The following is a 15,486-nucleotide window of genomic DNA, read 5'->3' as shown; positions in this document are numbered from 1 at the left end:
GCCACCCCGCCCGGTCCCGCGCCACCCCGTCCGGTCCCGCGCCACCCCGTCCGGTCCCGCGCCACCGCGCCCCGTGGTCGGGCCGACGGCCCCGGCCGGGCCCGGGTGGGTGCACCCGGACAGCATTCTTCCCGCCCGGCCGCCGCGAGTCCCCGGCTTTGGGTGACTGAGCCTCCGGCGGCCTGCCGCGCCCCTTACTCTGGTGCTGCACCGACGGAAGGGACGGCATGTACGGGTGGATCTGGCGGCATCTGCCGGGCAACGCATGGGTGCGGGCACTGATCTCGCTGCTGCTGGTGCTGGGCACCGTCTTCGTGCTGTTCCAGTACGTCTTCCCGTGGGCCGAGCCGCTGCTGCCGTTCAACGACGTGACCGTGGACAACGGAATGGCGGGTGACCGATGAGCCCCGCGCGCGTGCTGGTCGTCGACAACTACGACAGCTTCGTCTTCAACCTCGTGCAGTACCTGTACCAGCTGGGTGCCGAATGCGAGGTGCTGCGCAACGACGAGGTGGCCCTGGCACACGCCCAGGACGGCTTCGACGGCGTGCTGCTCTCCCCCGGGCCCGGCACCCCGGAGCAGGCCGGCGTCTGCGTCGAGATGGTGCGGCACTGTGCCGCCACCGGTGTCCCGGTCTTCGGGGTCTGCCTGGGGATGCAGTCCATGGCGGTGGCCTACGGCGGGGTGGTGGACCGGGCCCCGGAACTGCTGCACGGCAAGACCTCGCCGGTGCTCCACGAGGGCGCCGGGGTCTTCCAGGGCCTGCCGACCCCGTTCACCGCCACCCGCTACCACTCGCTGTCGGTCGAACGCGACACCCTGCCGCCCGAGTTGGAGATCACCGCCTGGACCGAGACCCCGGACCCCGGACGGATCATCCCGATGGGCCTGCGGCACCGCGACCGGATGGTGGAGGGCGTGCAGTTCCACCCCGAGTCGGTGCTCACCGAGTGGGGACACCGGATGCTCGCCAACTGGCTCGCCATGTGCGGTGACCAGGACGCGGTACGGCGGTCGGAGGGTCTGGCACCGGTGGTCGGCAAGGTCGGCGGCAAGGCCGCCGGGTGACCGCAGTCCGCCCCGAGCGCGAGGGCGCCTCCCAGGGCGGCGCCCCGGAGCCCGTCCCGTACGGCTACGACCCGTACGGGGACCAGGACGCGTTCGCGGCGGCCGTCGACCGGCTCGACGACCCGCTGACCGACCCGCTGCCGCCCGGCGCGGCGGCACCCGGTCCACCGGCCGCCCCCGTCGGCCCGCTGCCCGGCCCGCTGCCGCCCGAGCAGCCGCCGCCCACCGGCCGGGCGGCGCCCGCGGCCGGGCCGTCACGCAACGAGGAGACCGTCACCCTCCGGGCCCCGGCACCCCCCCGACCGGCCACGCCGGTGCCCGCGGCCCCGTCGCGCAACGAGGAGACCGCCGTCCTCCGGGTCCCGGTACCCGAACCGCCCGCCCCGGCGCCCGCCCCGGCCACCGCGCCCGCCCCGGCCACCGCGCGCGCACCGGTGCCGGTCGCCGACGACGAGACCGTCGCGCTGCGCCGCGCCGAACTCCCCGCCCCGGCCGGTTCACTCCCCGCCCAGGGCCGCGCCGCCCGGCGGCGGGCGGCCCGGCAGGCGCCCCGTCGCGGCGGCCGGCGCGGGGCCGGCGCCCCCTCCCCCGGAAGGCCGCCCGGAAGAGCCGCGCCCGCCCCGGCGGGCAGCCGCGCCCCGCTGACCCGGCTGGAGGCCAGACGCGCCGCCCGCGCCCGCAAGGACAGCACCGGGGTGGTGCTCAGCCGGCTGGCCGGTGAACTCTTCATCACGCTCGGCGTGCTGATGCTGCTCTTCGTCACCTACCAGCTGTGGTGGTCCAACATCAGGGCGAAGGCGATCGCCGACGAGGAGGCCAGGAGCCTGCAGAAGCGGTGGGCCGAGCAGCGGGCCGAGCGGGCGCCGGACACCTTCTCGCCCGGCAAGGGCTTCGCCATCATGTACATCCCCAAGCTGGACGTGAAGGTGCCGGTCGCCGAGGGCATCGACAAACACAGGGTGCTGGACCGGGGCATGGTCGGGCACTACGGCCAGGGCTCGCTCAAGACCGCGATGCCCTGGGACCGGAAGGGCAACTTCGCGGTCGCCGGACACCGCAACACCCATGGCGAACCGTTCCGTTACATCAACCGCCTCAAGCCCGGTGACGAGATCATCGTGGAGACGCAGAACACCTACTTCGTGTACGAGATGGCGAGCATCCTGCCGCAGACCTCGCCGTCCAACACCGGGGTGATCGGGCCGGTCCCGCCGGGCTCGGGTTTCACCAAGCCGGGCCGGTACATCACACTGACCACCTGTACGCCCGAGTTCACCAGTACGTACCGAATGATCGTCTGGGGCAAGATGGTCGAGGAACGGCCGCGGGGCGAGGGCAAGCCGGACGCGCTGGTCGGCTGAGCAACGAACGGAGTACGACGCGGTGGCACGGACCGAGCAGCAGGAAAGACAGGACGAGGCGGCGCCGCGGACTCCCGCCCCGCGCCGAACCCGCGGCCGGATCGCCTTCGCCATCAGCGTCTTCGGCGAGCTGCTGATCACCGTCGGGGTGCTGCTCGCGCTCTTCGTCGTGTACTCCTTGTGGTGGACCAACGTGCTCGCCGACCGGGAGGCGAAGCGGCAGGGCAACCACGTCCGGGACGTCTGGGCCCAGGGGCCGGGGAAGCTGGACACCAAGGACGGCATCGGCTTCCTGCACGTACCGGCGATGGACAACGGCGAGGTGCTGGTCAAGCGGGGCACCTCGACCGGGATCCTCAACGACGGGGTGGCCGGCTTCTACACCAAGCCCATCAAGTCCGCGATGCCCTGGGACGAGAAGGGCAACTTCACCCTGGCCGCGCACCGGGACGGCCACGGCGCCAAGTTCCACAACATCAACAGGCTCGACAAGGGTGACGTGATGGTCTTCGAGACCCGCGACACCTGGTACGTCTACAAGGTCTACGCCAAGCTCAGCGAGACCTCGAAGTTCAACGTCGGGGTCCTGGACCCGATCCCCAAGGAGTCCGGGCGCACCAAGGCCGGGCGCTACATCACCCTGTCGACCTGCACCCCGGTCTACACCTCGCGCTACCGCTACGTGGTGTGGGGCGAACTGGTCCGCACCGAGAAGGTCGACGAGAACCGCACCCCGCCCAGAGAACTGGCCTGATCCGGCCGCGGGCCCGGAGCCGGCCGGGGGCCCGGAGCCGGCCGCGGGCCTGTGCCGGCCGGGAGCCGGAGCCCGGCCAGGCGCATGAGCCGACCGGGGGCTTGGAGTCGGCCAGGGCCCCGTCCCGGCTCAGACCACGGCGGTGACCGTGACCCGCACCGCCACCCGGCACTCCGCCCGGTCCCCGTCCGCCTCCCGCACCGCGGCCGTGACCCCGGCCCGCACCTGCCGGGCGACCCGGGCCGCCTGGTGCCCGGCGAACACCGCGAGGGACACCTCCACCGTCCACCCGGCCCGGTCCCCGTACGGCGTGACCCGCACCCCGGCGCTCTCCTCGCCCGCCCCGGCCGCTTCGGAGCGCGTCAGCGCCCGCCGCAGCCGCCGGGCCGCGCCGGGACTCAGATAGGCCACCCCCGGCACCTCGCGGGCGGCCCCGGCCGCCGCCGCGGCGATGCGCCGCTGTCCGGCCGTCAGGCTCATGGCGCGCCCCTCCGTGCCCCGGCCGGGCCGTCGCCCGGTCCCGGCTCGTCCAACAGGTCGATCACCGACACGTCGATCGCGGACACCTCCAGGCCCAACTCCCGGTCGACCGCCGCGGCGACCCGCTCCCGGACCAGCGCCGCCACCCCCGGCACCGTCCAGCGGGCGCTCATCGCCACCTCCAGGCGGACCCGCAGCGGGCCCCTGGGCAGCCGGGTGCCGGGCAGCGGCAGCAGCCCGGACGCGGGCAGGCGCAGCGGGCCGATCCGGCAGCTCCCGGCCGCCACCCCGGGGACGGCGTCGGCGGCGGCGCGCAGCACACGGGCGGCGGCGGCCTCGGTGATCCAGTCGTCACCGGAGTCCGCGCCGCCCAGCGGCAGGGTGCGGCCCGGCCGCAGCTCGGTCCGGACCACGTCCATCACCCGGGCCGTGACGGCGTCCGCGAGGTCGTCGCCGGGGGCCCGGGCGGCGGGCCCCGCGCCGTCGCCTCCGGGGCCGCCGGCGCCGTGGGCCGGGCCGGGCCGGGCGGTGAGGGCCCCGGCCACGGCCCGGTCGAGGACGGCGAGGTCGTCCAGTGCGGCACGGCAGTGCGGGCAGCCGGTGTGCCCGGCCACCGCCGACCGGTCCTCCCACAGGGCGGCGAGCCGGGCGCCGCAGGGCAGCGTCTCGTCGTCGCCGGCACCCGGGGCCGGCGACCCGTCCGGGGAGGAGCGGTTCCGGTCGCCCCCTATCGCCATGTGTCCATCGCCTCCGTGAGATAGCGCCGGGCCCGGAAGATTCTGCCGCGCACGGCGGGTTCGCCGATGCCGACCGCCGCGGCGATGTCCTCGTAGGGCAGACCGTGCAGCTCACGCAGTACCCAGCAGGCGCGCTGCTCGGGCGTCAGCCCGGCCAGGGCGGTGGCCAGGGCGTGCACGGACGCCGCCGACTCGGCAGCCCGCGCGGGCGACGACTGGTGCTCCGGGGCGGCCGGTTCGGGGACCGACTCCAGGGGCTGGGTGCGGCGCCGCGAACGCAGCGCGTTCAGGCACCGGTTGGTGACGATGCGGTACATCCAGGTGCCGAAGGCGGCGTCCCCGCGGAACTCCGGCAGCCGGCGCCACGCGCTGACGAACGCCTCCTGCACCGCGTCCTCGGCCTCGCCGTCGTTGCCGAGCAGCCGCCGGGCCAACTGGAGCAGCACCGGACCGTGCCGCCGCACCAGGGTCTCGAAGGCGGCGTCGTCGCCCTCGGCGGCGCGCGCGGTCAGAAGACGTTCGGAGAGCTCCGAGGCCGGCCCGGAGACCTCCGCGGTCGGCCGGTGGCCGCCGTCGCCACCACCGGCCGGCTGGGTCGGCGTCGCGTTCACCATCCTCCGGTCTTCGCTGTCCTGTCCGCCGCTCGCGGGCCGCCGTGCCGCGACCGCCCCGCGAGCGCCCCACGACCGCCCCGCGAGCGCCCGGCGCGGGCACCGGGCCGGGCGCGGCCCGCACGTCCCCCGGCGCGGCCCGCACGTCCCCCGGCGCGGTCCGGCACGCCCCCGGCCGCGGGCCGTGCGGGCCCCGCGGGGCGCGGCACACCCGTGCGGGCCCCGCGGGCGGGCCGTTACTGGACGCGCGCCTCGTTCTCGTCGTCCTCGTCGTCGGGCAGCCGGACGTCGATCACGGCGATGTTGACCTCGACGACCTCCAGCGAGGTCATCCGCTCCACGGCCTCGATCACGTTCTCCCGGACGTCGACGGCGACGTCGCCGATCGGCACCCCGTACTCGACCACCAGATCCAGGTCGACGGCGGTCTGCCGCTCGCCCACCTCGACCTTCACCCCGCGGGTGACGTTCGGCCGACTGCCCGGCACCCGGTCGCGCACCGCGCCGAGGGTGCGGGCCAGGCTGCCGCCCAGGGCGTGCACGCCGGGGACCTCCCGGGCCGCCATGCCGGCGATCTTCTCCACCACGGAGTCGGAGATCGAGGTCTTGCCCCGCTCGGCCGGCGGCCGCAGCGGCACGGGCTGCTCGGCCTTCTCGACCGCGGTGGAGGGGGCGTCCGCGGCGGGCTGCCGCAGGTCGTCGGAGGCGGTGCGGGGGGCGACGGCAGCGGGGGATGTGGTCTTGGTCGTCACGCGAATCTCCTTGTTCGCACCATGGCCTTGGGCCCTGTCAGAGGGTAGGACACGGCAGGACGCCCGTCCTCACGCGGCCAAGTCGTAAAACTTTTCGCCCGGTTGGCGCGTGAGGATGCGCGGCGGCGCGGGTCCAAGGATCAGGACGTCAGGAGGGATGGTCTGGTGCAGATGTCATTGGTGGGGCTGGTGGCGGGAATGGCGCTGGGATTCGCCGCGTACTTCGGCGGCTTCTCCGCCTTCCTGCTGGTGGGAGCGCTCGGGGCGCTCGGATTCGTCGCGGGGAAGTTCCTCGAAGGCGGCATGGAGCCGGGGGAGTTCTTCCGCGGCGGCCGTGACCGGCGGCGCTGATGGCACGGCCGGCCACCCCCGGGTCCGTTCCGCCGGGGCGGCGGGGCGCGCTGCGGATCGCCGACCGGGTGTTCACCAAGATCGCCTCACAGGCGGCCCAGGAGGCGCTCCCGGACGCCGCCGGCGACGCGCCGGCGCCGGTCGTACGGCGGCTCCCGCAGGCTTCGGTGTCGGTTTCCGCGCGCCGCGGCACCGCCCGGGTGCGGCTCCAGGTCGAGCTGGGCTACCCGCTCGACCTCGGTGCCGCCGGCGGGTCGGTACGCCGTCATGTCGCCGCCCGGGTCGAGGAACTGACCGGCATGCGGGTCCCGGAGGTCACGGTGGAGGTGGCGCGACTGCACTCCTCGGTGGTCCGGCAGGCGAGTGAGGGAAGAGTGACATGAGCGAATCCGCAGCGGCCCCGCGCCCGGACCCGGACCCGGCACCGGACCCCGGAGCGGGCCCGGTGCCGCAGCCGGCTCCCGCACCGTTGCCGGACCCCGGGCCGGACCCGGTGCCGCAGCCGGCGGCCGGGCCGGCCGCCGTGCCCGTGCCCGGTCCGGTGACGGACGCGGACCCGGTGCCCGGATCCGATCCGTCGCCCGATCCGGCGGCTGTCCCCGAGCCCGGTCCCGTCGCCGCACCCGAGGGGGCGCCCGGGCCGACGGCCGTCTCCGAGTCCGACCCGGTTCCCGAGCCGGGCCCACTTCCCGGGCGGGCGGCCGTGCCCGGGCCCCGTCCCGTCCCCCGGCCCGATGCGATGCCCGCCCCGGCGGGAACGGCCGCGCCGGACCCCGCGCCGCCCCTATTGGGCCCCGTGCCCCCGCTGAACCCCGCGCCTCCGCTAGGCCCCGTGCCCCCACTGGCCCCCGAGGCCCGACCGGACACCGTGCCCCCACTGGCCCCCGAGGCCCGACCGGACACCGCGCCCCCACTGGCCCCCGAGGCCCGGCCGGACACCGCGCCCCCACTGGACTCCGAGGCCCGACCGGACCCCGTGCCCCGGCGGCCGGACCCCGTGGCCGCTCCCGGGCCGGGGCCGGGGGCCGCTCGCCGGCCGGGCCCTGGGGCCGTTCCCGGGCCGGGCCAGGACGCCGGGTCGGCGGCCGCGGCAGGCCGGGTGCCCGCCGGGCGGTTCTGGTCGGCCCGCCGGCTGCCCGCCGCGGTCACCGCGCTGGCGGTGCTCGGCGGCGCCGGGCTGCTGCTGTACGACCTCGCCGCGGTCCGCGCCGGCCGGACCGCCATGGCCTGGCGCACCCGGCTCGCCGACGAGCTGGCCCAGCGCCCGCTGGACGACCTGTGGCTGCGGGCGGGCGCCGGCGGCACGGTCCTCCTCGGCCTGTGGCTGGTCGTACTCGCCGTCACCCCGGGTGAGCGGGCGGTCCTGCCGATGGCCCGCACCCCCGGCGGCGTCCGGGCGGGGCTGGACCGGCGGGCCGCCGCGCTCACCCTGCGGGACCGGGCGATGGCGGTGCCCGGGGTGCGCACCGCCCGCGTCGTGGTGGGCCGGCGCCGGATCACCGCCCGGACCCGCTCGCACTTCCGCGAGCCGGACCAGGTCCGCGCCGATCTGGCCGCCGCGCTCGCGGAGGGTGTGGAGCAGCTCGGGCTCGCCCGGGCGCCGCGGCTGTCCGTGCAGGTCCGCCGGGCCGGGAAGGGGTGATCAGACGATGAGGACGCCGAGGACGCCGAGGACCGTGGCGAACCGGCTGCTGCTCGCCGTCACCGGCCTGGCACTGCTTGCCCTGGGGCTGGCCGTGCTGGCCGGCGGCCTGGACGCGGGCGTCCGCCGGAACCTGTCGCTGCCGTCCTGGTGGCCGTACCAGGGCCCCGACGACGTGCTGCTCTCCGCGGGCGACCGGACGGCGCACCGGGACCGGGACTGGTGGTGGCCGGTGCTGTTCGGCGGGCTCGCCCTGGTGGTGGTGGCGGCGCTGGGATGGCTGCTCGCCCAGGTGCGGACCGGGCGGGCCCGCCGCATCCGGCTGGACGGCGGTGACGGGCAGGTCACGCTGCGCGGTGACGCGCTGGCCGCAGTGCTGGCGGCGGAGGCCGGCACGGTGGCCGGGGTGCGCGGCGCGCACGCGCGGGTGATCGGCGGCGGCCGGGCGCAGCGGCGCCGGGGGCCGGCCGGTGACCGCGCCGCGGCGGGGCGGGGCGGCCTTCGGGTGCGGCTCTCGGTGGTGCTGGACCCGCAGGCCGGCCCGGCGGCCGTCGCGGCCCGCCTGGACGCCGAGGTGCTGGAGCGGGCCCGCGGGTCCCTGGGCGCCGAGCGGCTGCCGGCCGAGGTGCGCCTGCGCCCGGCACGTCACAAGCCGAGCCGCGTCAGCTGATCCACGGGCCGGCGGCGGGACGGACCGCGGCCGCCGCCCGTCCCGGGAGCCGTCGCCGAAGGCGGGTCGCCGGAGGCCGGTGGCCCCGTCGGTACGGCCCCGCCGGTACGGCCCCGTCGGCCCCGCCCGTACGCCCCCGGTCGGTACTGCCCCGGCGGTACTGCCCCGCCGGTACGGCCCCGGCGGCCCCGCCCGTACGCCCCCGGTCGGTACTGCCCCGCCGGTACGGCGAAGCCCCCGGGGCCCGTCACGGGCCCCGGGGGCTTCATCGATCGCTCAGCTCCGGCCGGAGGTCACTCGTCGGCGGGGCGGGCCCCGGTGGCGCCGCCGAACCAGGTCTCGTCGCCGCCCCCGTCGTTGTCACCGTTGCCGTTGCCACCCGGCATGGTGATGAGGTCCACCACCGTGCCCTCCGGCACCTGCGAACCGGCCCCGGGGTTGCTGGTCACGACCCGGGCGTTGTCGTCCTGCGGCCCGTTGCTGATCGTGACGCCCAGCTTGAGCTTCTCCAGCTCCTTCTTGGCGTCCTTGAGCGACCAGCCGGTCATCGCCGGCACCTGCACGTTCTGCGGCTGGGCGGGCTTCTTGGCGACCTTGAGGGTGATGGTCGACTGGGCGACCACCTCCTGGCCACCGGTCGGCGTCTGCTCGAAGACCGTGCCCTCCTGGGCGTCGGCGTTCTCGACCTCGGAGGACTGGACCTTCAGGCCCTTGCTCTCCAGCTTGGCGGTGGCGTCGGCGAGGGACAGCCCGGTCACCGCGGGGACCACGACCATGGACGGGCTCTTGGCCACGGTCAGGGTGACGGTGGAGTTCTTCCCGGCCTTGGTGCCGCCCACCGGGTCCTGCTCCAGGACGGTGCCGGGCTCCGCCCCGGCCGACTCGGTGGTCTCCCGGGAGACCTGGAAACCGGCCTGCTCCAGCTCCGCCTTGGCGTTCTCGTAGGTGTCGTCGACGACGTCCGGGACCTCGACCTTCTCGGCCGGCTTCGGGCCCTTGGACATGGTCAGCTCGACGGTGCCGTTGCGCTTGATCTCCGCGCCGTCGCCGCCCGGCGGGTTCTGGTCGCAGACGGTGTTCTTGCGCTCCTGGCAGAACTTCTCGCCGACCTTCTCGACCTTGAAGTTCCCGTTGACGCCCGACTGCTCGGCTTCTTCCAGGGTCTTGCCGCGGAGGGTCGGCACCGGCACCATGTCGTCGTTCTTGCCGCCGCCGAAGACGGACTTCCCGATGAAGATCGCGCCGACCAGCACCAGGATGCCCGCGAGCACCAGCAGGATCGTCGAGGCGCGGTTCTTCCGCTCGTTGCCGCGCCGGCGGTCCGGCCGCTCGTCGTAGCCGTAGCCGCCGTCGTCGTCGCGCACCGGCGGCAGCATGGAGGTCGGGGCGCCGCCGTCCTGCGGCCGGAGCATGGTGGTCGGCTGGTCCTCGCCGTACCCCGCGGCACCCATCGCCGCGGTCGCGGCGACCGGCTGGCCGTCCAGTGCCGCCTCGATGTCGGCGCGCATCTCGTCCGCGGACTGGTAGCGGTAGTCCGGGTCCTTGACCAGTGCCCGCAGGACGATGGCGTCCATCTCCGGGGTGATCTCGGGGTCGTAGGTGCTCGGCGGGTTCGGCTCCTCGCGGACGTGCTGGTAGGCCACCGCCACCGGGGAGTCGCCCACGAAGGGCGGCCGGACGGTCAGCAGCTCGTACAGCAGGCAGCCGGTGGAGTAGAGGTCGGAGCGCGCGTCGACCTGCTCACCCTTGGCCTGCTCGGGGGAGAGGTACTGCGCGGTGCCGATCACGGCCGCCGTCTGCGTCATGGTCATGCCCGCGTCGCCCATGGCGCGGGCGATGCCGAAGTCCATGACCTTGACCTGGCCGGTGCGGGTCAGCATCACGTTCGCGGGCTTGATGTCGCGGTGCACGATGCCGTTGCGGTGGGAGTACTCCAGCGCCTGGAGGATCCCGATGGTCATCTCCATCGAGCGCTCGGGCAGCAGCTTCCTCCCGGAGTGCAGCAGCTCCCGGAGGGTGGACCCGTCGACGTACTCCATCACGATGTACGGGATCGAGACACCGTCGACGTAGTCCTCGCCGGTGTCGTAGACCGCGACGATCGCGGGATGGTTGAGCGAGGCCGCGGACTGGGCCTCTCGGCGGAACCGGGCCTGGAAGGACGGGTCACGGGCGAGGTCCACCCGCAGCGTCTTCACGGCGACCGTGCGGCCGAGGCGGGTGTCGTGCGCGAGGTAGACCTCGGCCATGCCGCCGCGTCCGAGCACCGAGCCCAGTTCGTACCGGCCGCCGAGGCGACGCGGCTCTTCCATAGCTACTCCAGCCCTCTTCCGTCATTCCCGACCGAACCGGTGTGGGGCCCGGCGGTGTGCTGCACGCGCATACGCTACCCGGCACCCAGAACGGGTCCTGGCCGTGACCGATACCTGATACCCGACCGGTACAGGGATGTGCGGAATCGGTACCCGGAGGTGACGGGTGTCACTTTTCGCTGTCGAGCACCGCCTTCATCACGTCACGCGCGATGGGTGCCGCGAGCTTGCCGCCCGCGATGTCGCTCCGGGTGCTGTCCGAGCCCTCGATGACCACGGCGACCGCGACCGGCGACGAACCGTCCTCGCCCTTGGCGTAGGAGATGAACCAGGCGTAGGGGTTGTCGCGGTTCGCGATACCGCGCTGCGCGGTACCGGTCTTGCCGCCGACGTCGACACCCGGGATCTGGGCGTTGGTGCCGGTGCCGGTCTTCACCACCGTCTCCATCATCTCCTGGAGCTTGTGCGCGGTGTCCGCGGAGACGGCCTCGCTCAGCTGCTGGGGCGTGTGGCGCTCGATGTCGTTGAGGTTCGGCGCGCGCAGCTTGTCGACCATGTACGGCTCCATGAGCTTGCCGTCGTTGGCGATCGCGGCGGCGACCATGGCCATCTGCAGCGGGGTCGCCCGGGTGTCGAACTGGCCGATGGCGGACATCGCGTTCGACGGGCGGTCCATCTCGTCCGGGTAGACGCTGGCGTTCGCCCGGACCGGGGTGAAGACCTCTTCGTTGAAGCCGAACCTCTCGGCCTGCTCACGCATCTTGTCGATGCCCAGATCGTCGCCGAGCTTGCCGAAGACGGTGTTGCAGGAGACCTCCAGGGCCTTCCGCAGCGAGGCGTTCTCGCACGGCAGGTTGCCCTCGTTGGGCAGGTTCCGGGTGGACAGCGGGAGCCGCCACGGCTGCGGCGACCGGGTCTTGTCGTCGATGCCCGAGTACAGCTCGTTCTCCAGGGCGGCCGCCGCGGTGACGACCTTGAAGGTGGAGCCCGGGGCGTAGGTCTGGCGCAGCGCCCGGTTGAGCATCGGGTCGTCCGGGTTCTTCTTCTTGTCCAGCGCCCCCCAGGCCTTCTCGTCCTTCTTGCCGCCGCCGGCGATGGTCGAGGGGTCGTAGCTGGGGGTGCTGGCCAGCGCCAGGATCCGACCGGTCTTCGGGTCGATCGCGGCGACCGCGCCCTTCTTGTCGCCCAGCCCCTCGTACGCCGCCTTCTGCGCCTTGGAGTTCAGGGTGGTGATGACGTCGCCGCCCTTGCGCTCCTTGCCGGTGAACATGTCGATGGTGCGGTTGAAGAACAGCCGGTCGTCGTCGCCGGTGAGGATGCCGTCCTCGAGGTTCTCCAGCTGGGTGGCGCCGTACACCTGGGACGCGTAGCCGGTGACCGGCGCCCACATCTCGCCGTTCTTGTAGGTGCGCTTGTACTTGAAGTCGGTGCCGTTGGTCTCGACCGAGCCGGTGATGGCGGTGGCCCCGCCGTCGACGAAGATGTTGCCGCGCGGCTGGCTGTACCGCGCGATCAGCACGCGTCGGTTGTGCTTGTGGTTCTGCAGATCCTCGGCCTGGACGTACTGGATCCAGTTGTCCCGCAGCAGCAGGGCGAGGATCAGCAGGCCGCAGAAGATCGCGATTCGGCGCAGCGGCTTGTTCACGGTCGGACCACCTGGGTCATCTCGGCGTCTGGGGAGGGCGCGGGGGCCGGCGCGGGGCGGCGCGCGGTGTCGCTGATTCTGATCAGCACCGCGATCAGCGCCCAGTTCGCGATCACCGAGGAGCCGCCGTAGGCCATGAACGGCATGGTCATACCGGTCAGCGGGATGAGGCCCATCACACCGCCGGCGACGACGAACACCTGGATCGCGAAGGCCGCGGACAGGCCGATGGCGAGCATCTTGCCGAACGGGTCCCGGGCGGCGAGCGCGGTCCGGGCGCCCCGCTCCACGATCAGTGCGTAGATCAGCAGGATCGCCATGGTGCCGCCGAGCCCCAGCTCCTCGCCGACGGTGGCGAGGATGAAGTCGGAGTTGGCGGCGAAGCCGATGAGGTCGGAGTTGCCCTGGCCGAGGCCGGTGCCGACGGTGCCGCCGGAGCCGAAGGCCATCAGCGCCTGGGCGATCTGGTCGGTGGTCCCGTTGTCGAACGCGGCGAACGGGTCCAGCCAGGCGTTCACCCGCTGCTCGACGTGCGGCTCGAAGGTGGAGACGGTGACCGCGCCGGCCGCGGACATCAGCAGACCGAAGACGATCCAGCTGGTCCGCTCGGTGGCCACGTACAGCATCACCACGAACATGCCGAAGAACAGCAGTGAGGTGCCCAGGTCGGTCTCGAAGACCAGGATCAGGATGCTGATCGCCCAGACCGACAGGATGGGGAAGAGGTCCCGGCCGCGCGGCAGGTACATGCCCATGAAGCGGCGGCTGGCCAGCGCCAGCGCGTCCCGCTTCACCATCAGGTATCCGGCGAAGAAGACCGCGATGACGATTTTGGCGAACTCGGCCGGCTGGATGGAGAAGCCGGCGACGCTGATCCAGATCCGGGCGCCGAACACGTTCATGCCCAGGCCGGGCACGAGCGGCAGCAGCAGCAGGACGAGCGAGACGAACATCGAGATGTAGGTGTACCGCTGGAGCTTGCGGTGGTCCTTCAGCAGCAGCAGGACGGCCACGAACAGGGCTATGCCCATGGCCGAGTACATCAGCTGCCGCGGCGCGGCCACCGTGAACTCCGAGCCGGCGGCCTCGGCCCGCTGCGCCAGTCGCCGGGACTGGTCCAGCCGCCAGATCAGCACCAGCCCCAGGCCGTTGAGCAGGGTCGCGAGCGGCAGCAGCAGCGGATCGGCGTATGGGGCGAACTTGCGCACCACGACATGGCCGAGGGCCGCCATGAAGCCCAGCCCGAGCCCGTAGCTGAGCAGGCCGGACGGCAGTTCGTCGCTGAGCGCCAGCCCCACGTTGGCGTAGGCGAGGACCGGGATGATCACCGCGAAGGCCAGCATCGCCAGCTCGGTGTTGCGCCTGCTGGGCGGCCCGACCGTACTGATGGTGGTCGTGTTGGAGGTACTGCTCATTGCTCGATGGCCCCCTACGGCTTCACTGCTGGGTGCTGCTGCACTGCGGGACCAACTTCTCTTCCTCCGCCGAGAGCGTGGGGCCGGGCTTGGGAGTGGGGGTCGGGGCGGCGTACGCCTGCGACTGCAACTGGCCGGCACCGGCACCAGCGCCGGCGCCCGCACCCGGGGTCTGGCCGGTGGGCGACTGGGTCCCGCCGTCCGCGGGCTTCCCGGAGGGGCCGGCGTCCGGGGTGTCCTTGTCCTTGGCCTTGTCCTTGTCGCCCAGCTCCTTCTGGGCCTCCTCGGCCTTCTTCCGTTCCTCCTCGGCCTGCTTCCGCTCCGCCACCTTGCGGCAGGCGTTGGCCAGGGTGCCCAGGGACTTCGTCTTCGCCCGGGCCTGGCTGAGGCTGCTGAACGCGATGGTCTCCTTCAGCCGATCCCGCTGGTCCACCGGGAGGTACTTGAGTTCGATCTCGCGGTGGTCCTCGTGGACCTCGTTCAGGCTGATCCAGGCGAGGTCCTGGCTGATGCCCTGGTAGATCGCGACGTGGTCGCCGTTGGTGCCCACGTAGTACTGGTCCTGGGTCCAGCGGTAGCCGCCGTAGAGCGCGCCGCCGGCCACGGCGAGGCCGAGGCCGATGTACAGCGAGCGCTTGAGCCACGGGCTGCGGCCGGGCTTCTTGCCCAGGTCGGAGTCGGCGTACGCGTCGTAGCTGCCGTCGGGGAGCTCGCCCAGCGAGGGCGAGCCGCTGCCGGGGGGGCCGAAGCCGCCGGGCGCGTCCGCCTGCGGGGGCACCGAGCGGCCCAGCTCCGCGGCACGGCCGGCCGGGGTCTGGGCGGCGCCGCCGTCGCCGAGCTGCACCTGGTTCTCGGCGACCGCGCCGACGATCACCGGGGTGTCGCTGAGCTGGGAGGCGACGGTCTCGTTGTCGTCCACGTCCAGGACGTCGGCGACGATGCAGGTGATGTTGTCCGGGCCACCGCCGCGCAGGGCGAGCTGGATCAGCTCCTGGACCGTCTCGTGCGGGCCCTGGTAGCCGGCGAGGGTGTCCTCCAGGGTCTGGTGGCTGACCACCCCGGACAGCCCGTCCGAGCAGATCAGGTACCGGTCCCCGGCGCGTACCTCGCGGATCGACAGGTCGGGCTCGACGTGGTCGCCGCTGCCCAGCGCGCGCATCAGCAGCGAGCGCTGCGGGTGGGTGGTGGCCTCTTCCTCGGTGATCCGGCCCTCGTCGACCAGCCGCTGCACCCAGGTGTGGTCCTGGGTGATCTGGGTGAGCGCGCCGTCCCGCAGCAGGTACGCGCGGGAGTCGCCGACGTGCACCAGGCCCAGGCGCTGGCCGGTCCACAGCAGGGCGGTGAGGGTGGTGCCCATGCCTTCGAGCTGCGGGTCCTCCTCGACCATGACGCGCAGCTGGTCGTTGGCCCGCTGCACCGCGCTGCCCAGCGAGGTGAGGATGTCGGAGCCGGGCACGTCGTCGTCGAGCTGGACCAGGGTGGAGATCACCTCGGAGCTGGCCACCTCGCCGGCGGCCTGGCCGCCCATGCCGTCCGCGATGGCGAGCAGCCGGGGGCCGGCGTAGCCGGAGTCCTCGTTGCCCTCGCGGATCATGCCCTTGTGCGACCCGGCGGCGAAACGCAGCGACAGACTCATGCGCACCTCACCCGTCGGCTCCGGGAACAGCCCCTTTGCTGACACGCTGCC

Annotated in this window: 16 protein-coding genes; 8 read left to right on the top strand and 8 right to left on the bottom strand. The window is 73.8% G+C overall.

Features of this window, described 5'->3' with window-relative positions; all coding sequences use genetic code 11:
• Positions 1–227: 227 nt before the first annotated feature.
• From ACH4B3_RS13815 to ACH4B3_RS13800, 4 genes are read left to right on the top strand one after another with little or no spacing between them, the layout of a single operon-like run.
• Positions 228–404, top strand: a complete 177-nt coding sequence (locus ACH4B3_RS13815) for a hypothetical protein (protein ID WP_398463023.1) — start codon at positions 228–230, stop codon at positions 402–404.
• The gene (locus ACH4B3_RS13810) at positions 401–1,069 is read left to right on the top strand and encodes an aminodeoxychorismate/anthranilate synthase component II (RefSeq protein ID WP_398463022.1); all 669 of its coding nucleotides are present in this window, start codon (positions 401–403) and stop codon (positions 1,067–1,069) included. The genes ACH4B3_RS13815 and ACH4B3_RS13810 overlap by 4 nt, the downstream gene beginning before the upstream one ends.
• Positions 1,066–2,430 carry a class E sortase gene (locus tag ACH4B3_RS13805; RefSeq protein ID WP_398463021.1) on the top strand — a complete coding sequence of 455 codons (1,365 nt, stop codon included), beginning with the start codon at positions 1,066–1,068 and terminating at the stop codon, positions 2,428–2,430. The genes ACH4B3_RS13810 and ACH4B3_RS13805 overlap by 4 nt, the downstream gene beginning before the upstream one ends.
• 22 nt (positions 2,431–2,452) lie before the next feature.
• The gene (locus tag ACH4B3_RS13800) at positions 2,453–3,184 is read left to right on the top strand and encodes a class E sortase (RefSeq protein WP_398463020.1); all 732 of its coding nucleotides are present in this window, start codon (positions 2,453–2,455) and stop codon (positions 3,182–3,184) included.
• Between the two features lie 129 nt (positions 3,185–3,313).
• Here the strand turns inward: ACH4B3_RS13800 and ACH4B3_RS13795 are convergent, their stop codons facing one another.
• The 4 genes from ACH4B3_RS13795 to ACH4B3_RS13780 form a co-directional block, all read right to left on the bottom strand.
• The gene (locus tag ACH4B3_RS13795; RefSeq protein ID WP_398463019.1) at positions 3,314–3,664 is read right to left on the bottom strand and encodes an Asp23/Gls24 family envelope stress response protein; all 351 of its coding nucleotides are present in this window, start codon (positions 3,662–3,664) and stop codon (positions 3,314–3,316) included.
• The gene (locus ACH4B3_RS13790) at positions 3,661–4,401 is read right to left on the bottom strand and encodes a hypothetical protein (RefSeq protein ID WP_398463018.1); all 741 of its coding nucleotides are present in this window, start codon (positions 4,399–4,401) and stop codon (positions 3,661–3,663) included. Before ACH4B3_RS13790 ends, ACH4B3_RS13795 begins: the two co-directional genes overlap by 4 nt.
• Positions 4,392–5,015: an RNA polymerase sigma factor gene (locus ACH4B3_RS13785; RefSeq protein ID WP_398463017.1), complete on the bottom strand. Its 624-nt coding sequence runs from the start codon at positions 5,013–5,015 to the stop codon at positions 4,392–4,394. Before ACH4B3_RS13785 ends, ACH4B3_RS13790 begins: the two co-directional genes overlap by 10 nt.
• Before the next feature lie 233 nt (positions 5,016–5,248).
• A complete protein-coding gene (locus ACH4B3_RS13780) occupies positions 5,249–5,764 on the bottom strand; it encodes an Asp23/Gls24 family envelope stress response protein (protein ID WP_398463016.1) in 516 nt (171 codons plus the stop codon).
• A 165-nt stretch (positions 5,765–5,929) separates the two neighbouring features.
• On the opposite strand from ACH4B3_RS13780, the gene ACH4B3_RS13775 reads away from it, so the two are divergent.
• From ACH4B3_RS13775 to ACH4B3_RS13760, 4 genes are all read left to right on the top strand, one after another.
• Positions 5,930–6,115, top strand: coding sequence for a hypothetical protein (locus ACH4B3_RS13775; RefSeq protein WP_398463015.1), 186 nt, complete (start codon positions 5,930–5,932; stop codon positions 6,113–6,115).
• On the top strand, positions 6,115–6,498 hold the full coding sequence (locus tag ACH4B3_RS13770) for an Asp23/Gls24 family envelope stress response protein (RefSeq protein ID WP_398463014.1): 384 nt from the start codon (positions 6,115–6,117) through the stop codon (positions 6,496–6,498). Before ACH4B3_RS13775 ends, ACH4B3_RS13770 begins: the two co-directional genes overlap by 1 nt.
• A gap of 716 nt (positions 6,499–7,214) precedes the next feature.
• The gene (locus tag ACH4B3_RS13765; RefSeq protein ID WP_398463013.1) at positions 7,215–7,757 is read left to right on the top strand and encodes a DUF6286 domain-containing protein; all 543 of its coding nucleotides are present in this window, start codon (positions 7,215–7,217) and stop codon (positions 7,755–7,757) included.
• Positions 7,758–7,764: 7 nt separating this feature from the next.
• Positions 7,765–8,427 (top strand): alkaline shock response membrane anchor protein AmaP, encoded by a 663-nt coding sequence (locus ACH4B3_RS13760; protein WP_398463012.1) that lies wholly within the window; start codon positions 7,765–7,767, stop codon positions 8,425–8,427.
• A gap of 293 nt (positions 8,428–8,720) precedes the next feature.
• On the opposite strand, the gene pknB is transcribed toward ACH4B3_RS13760, so the two are convergent.
• The 4 genes from pknB to ACH4B3_RS13740 all read right to left on the bottom strand — a co-directional run bounded on the left by pknB (position 8,721) and on the right by ACH4B3_RS13740 (position 15,435).
• On the bottom strand, positions 8,721–10,739 hold the full coding sequence (gene pknB / locus ACH4B3_RS13755) for a Stk1 family PASTA domain-containing Ser/Thr kinase (RefSeq protein ID WP_398463011.1): 2,019 nt from the start codon (positions 10,737–10,739) through the stop codon (positions 8,721–8,723).
• Positions 10,740–10,908: 169 nt separating this feature from the next.
• Positions 10,909–12,384, bottom strand: coding sequence for a peptidoglycan D,D-transpeptidase FtsI family protein (locus ACH4B3_RS13750; RefSeq protein ID WP_398463010.1), 1,476 nt, complete (start codon positions 12,382–12,384; stop codon positions 10,909–10,911).
• The gene (locus ACH4B3_RS13745; RefSeq protein ID WP_398463009.1) at positions 12,381–13,799 is read right to left on the bottom strand and encodes an FtsW/RodA/SpoVE family cell cycle protein; all 1,419 of its coding nucleotides are present in this window, start codon (positions 13,797–13,799) and stop codon (positions 12,381–12,383) included. The genes ACH4B3_RS13750 and ACH4B3_RS13745 overlap by 4 nt, the downstream gene beginning before the upstream one ends.
• Positions 13,800–13,821: 22 nt before the next feature.
• Positions 13,822–15,435: a PP2C family protein-serine/threonine phosphatase gene (locus tag ACH4B3_RS13740; protein ID WP_398463170.1), complete on the bottom strand. Its 1,614-nt coding sequence runs from the start codon at positions 15,433–15,435 to the stop codon at positions 13,822–13,824.
• Positions 15,436–15,486: the final 51 nt, after the last annotated feature.

Origin of the sequence: Streptomyces sp. NPDC018031 (assembly GCF_044327625.1) — a bacterium.
Classification (GTDB): domain Bacteria; phylum Actinomycetota; class Actinomycetes; order Streptomycetales; family Streptomycetaceae; genus Streptomyces.
Note: the sequence above shows the minus strand (reverse complement) of the source record. Positions and strands in the feature narration are given on the sequence as shown.

Coding starts and splice junctions, on each gene's coding strand:
- ACH4B3_RS13790 (WP_398463018.1), bottom strand. CDS start 4,401: ATGGCGATAGGGGGCGACCGGAACCGCTCCTCCCCGGACGGGTCGCCG.
- ACH4B3_RS13785 (WP_398463017.1), bottom strand. CDS start 5,015: ATGGTGAACGCGACGCCGACCCAGCCGGCCGGTGGTGGCGACGGCGGC.
- ACH4B3_RS13745 (WP_398463009.1), bottom strand. CDS start 13,799: ATGAGCAGTACCTCCAACACGACCACCATCAGTACGGTCGGGCCGCCC.
- ACH4B3_RS13770 (WP_398463014.1), top strand. CDS start 6,115: ATGGCACGGCCGGCCACCCCCGGGTCCGTTCCGCCGGGGCGGCGGGGC.
- ACH4B3_RS13815 (WP_398463023.1), top strand. CDS start 228: ATGTACGGGTGGATCTGGCGGCATCTGCCGGGCAACGCATGGGTGCGG.
- ACH4B3_RS13760 (WP_398463012.1), top strand. CDS start 7,765: ATGAGGACGCCGAGGACGCCGAGGACCGTGGCGAACCGGCTGCTGCTC.
- ACH4B3_RS13795 (WP_398463019.1), bottom strand. CDS start 3,664: ATGAGCCTGACGGCCGGACAGCGGCGCATCGCCGCGGCGGCGGCCGGG.
- ACH4B3_RS13810 (WP_398463022.1), top strand. CDS start 401: ATGAGCCCCGCGCGCGTGCTGGTCGTCGACAACTACGACAGCTTCGTC.
- pknB (WP_398463011.1), bottom strand. CDS start 10,739: ATGGAAGAGCCGCGTCGCCTCGGCGGCCGGTACGAACTGGGCTCGGTG.
- ACH4B3_RS13740 (WP_398463170.1), bottom strand. CDS start 15,435: ATGAGTCTGTCGCTGCGTTTCGCCGCCGGGTCGCACAAGGGCATGATC.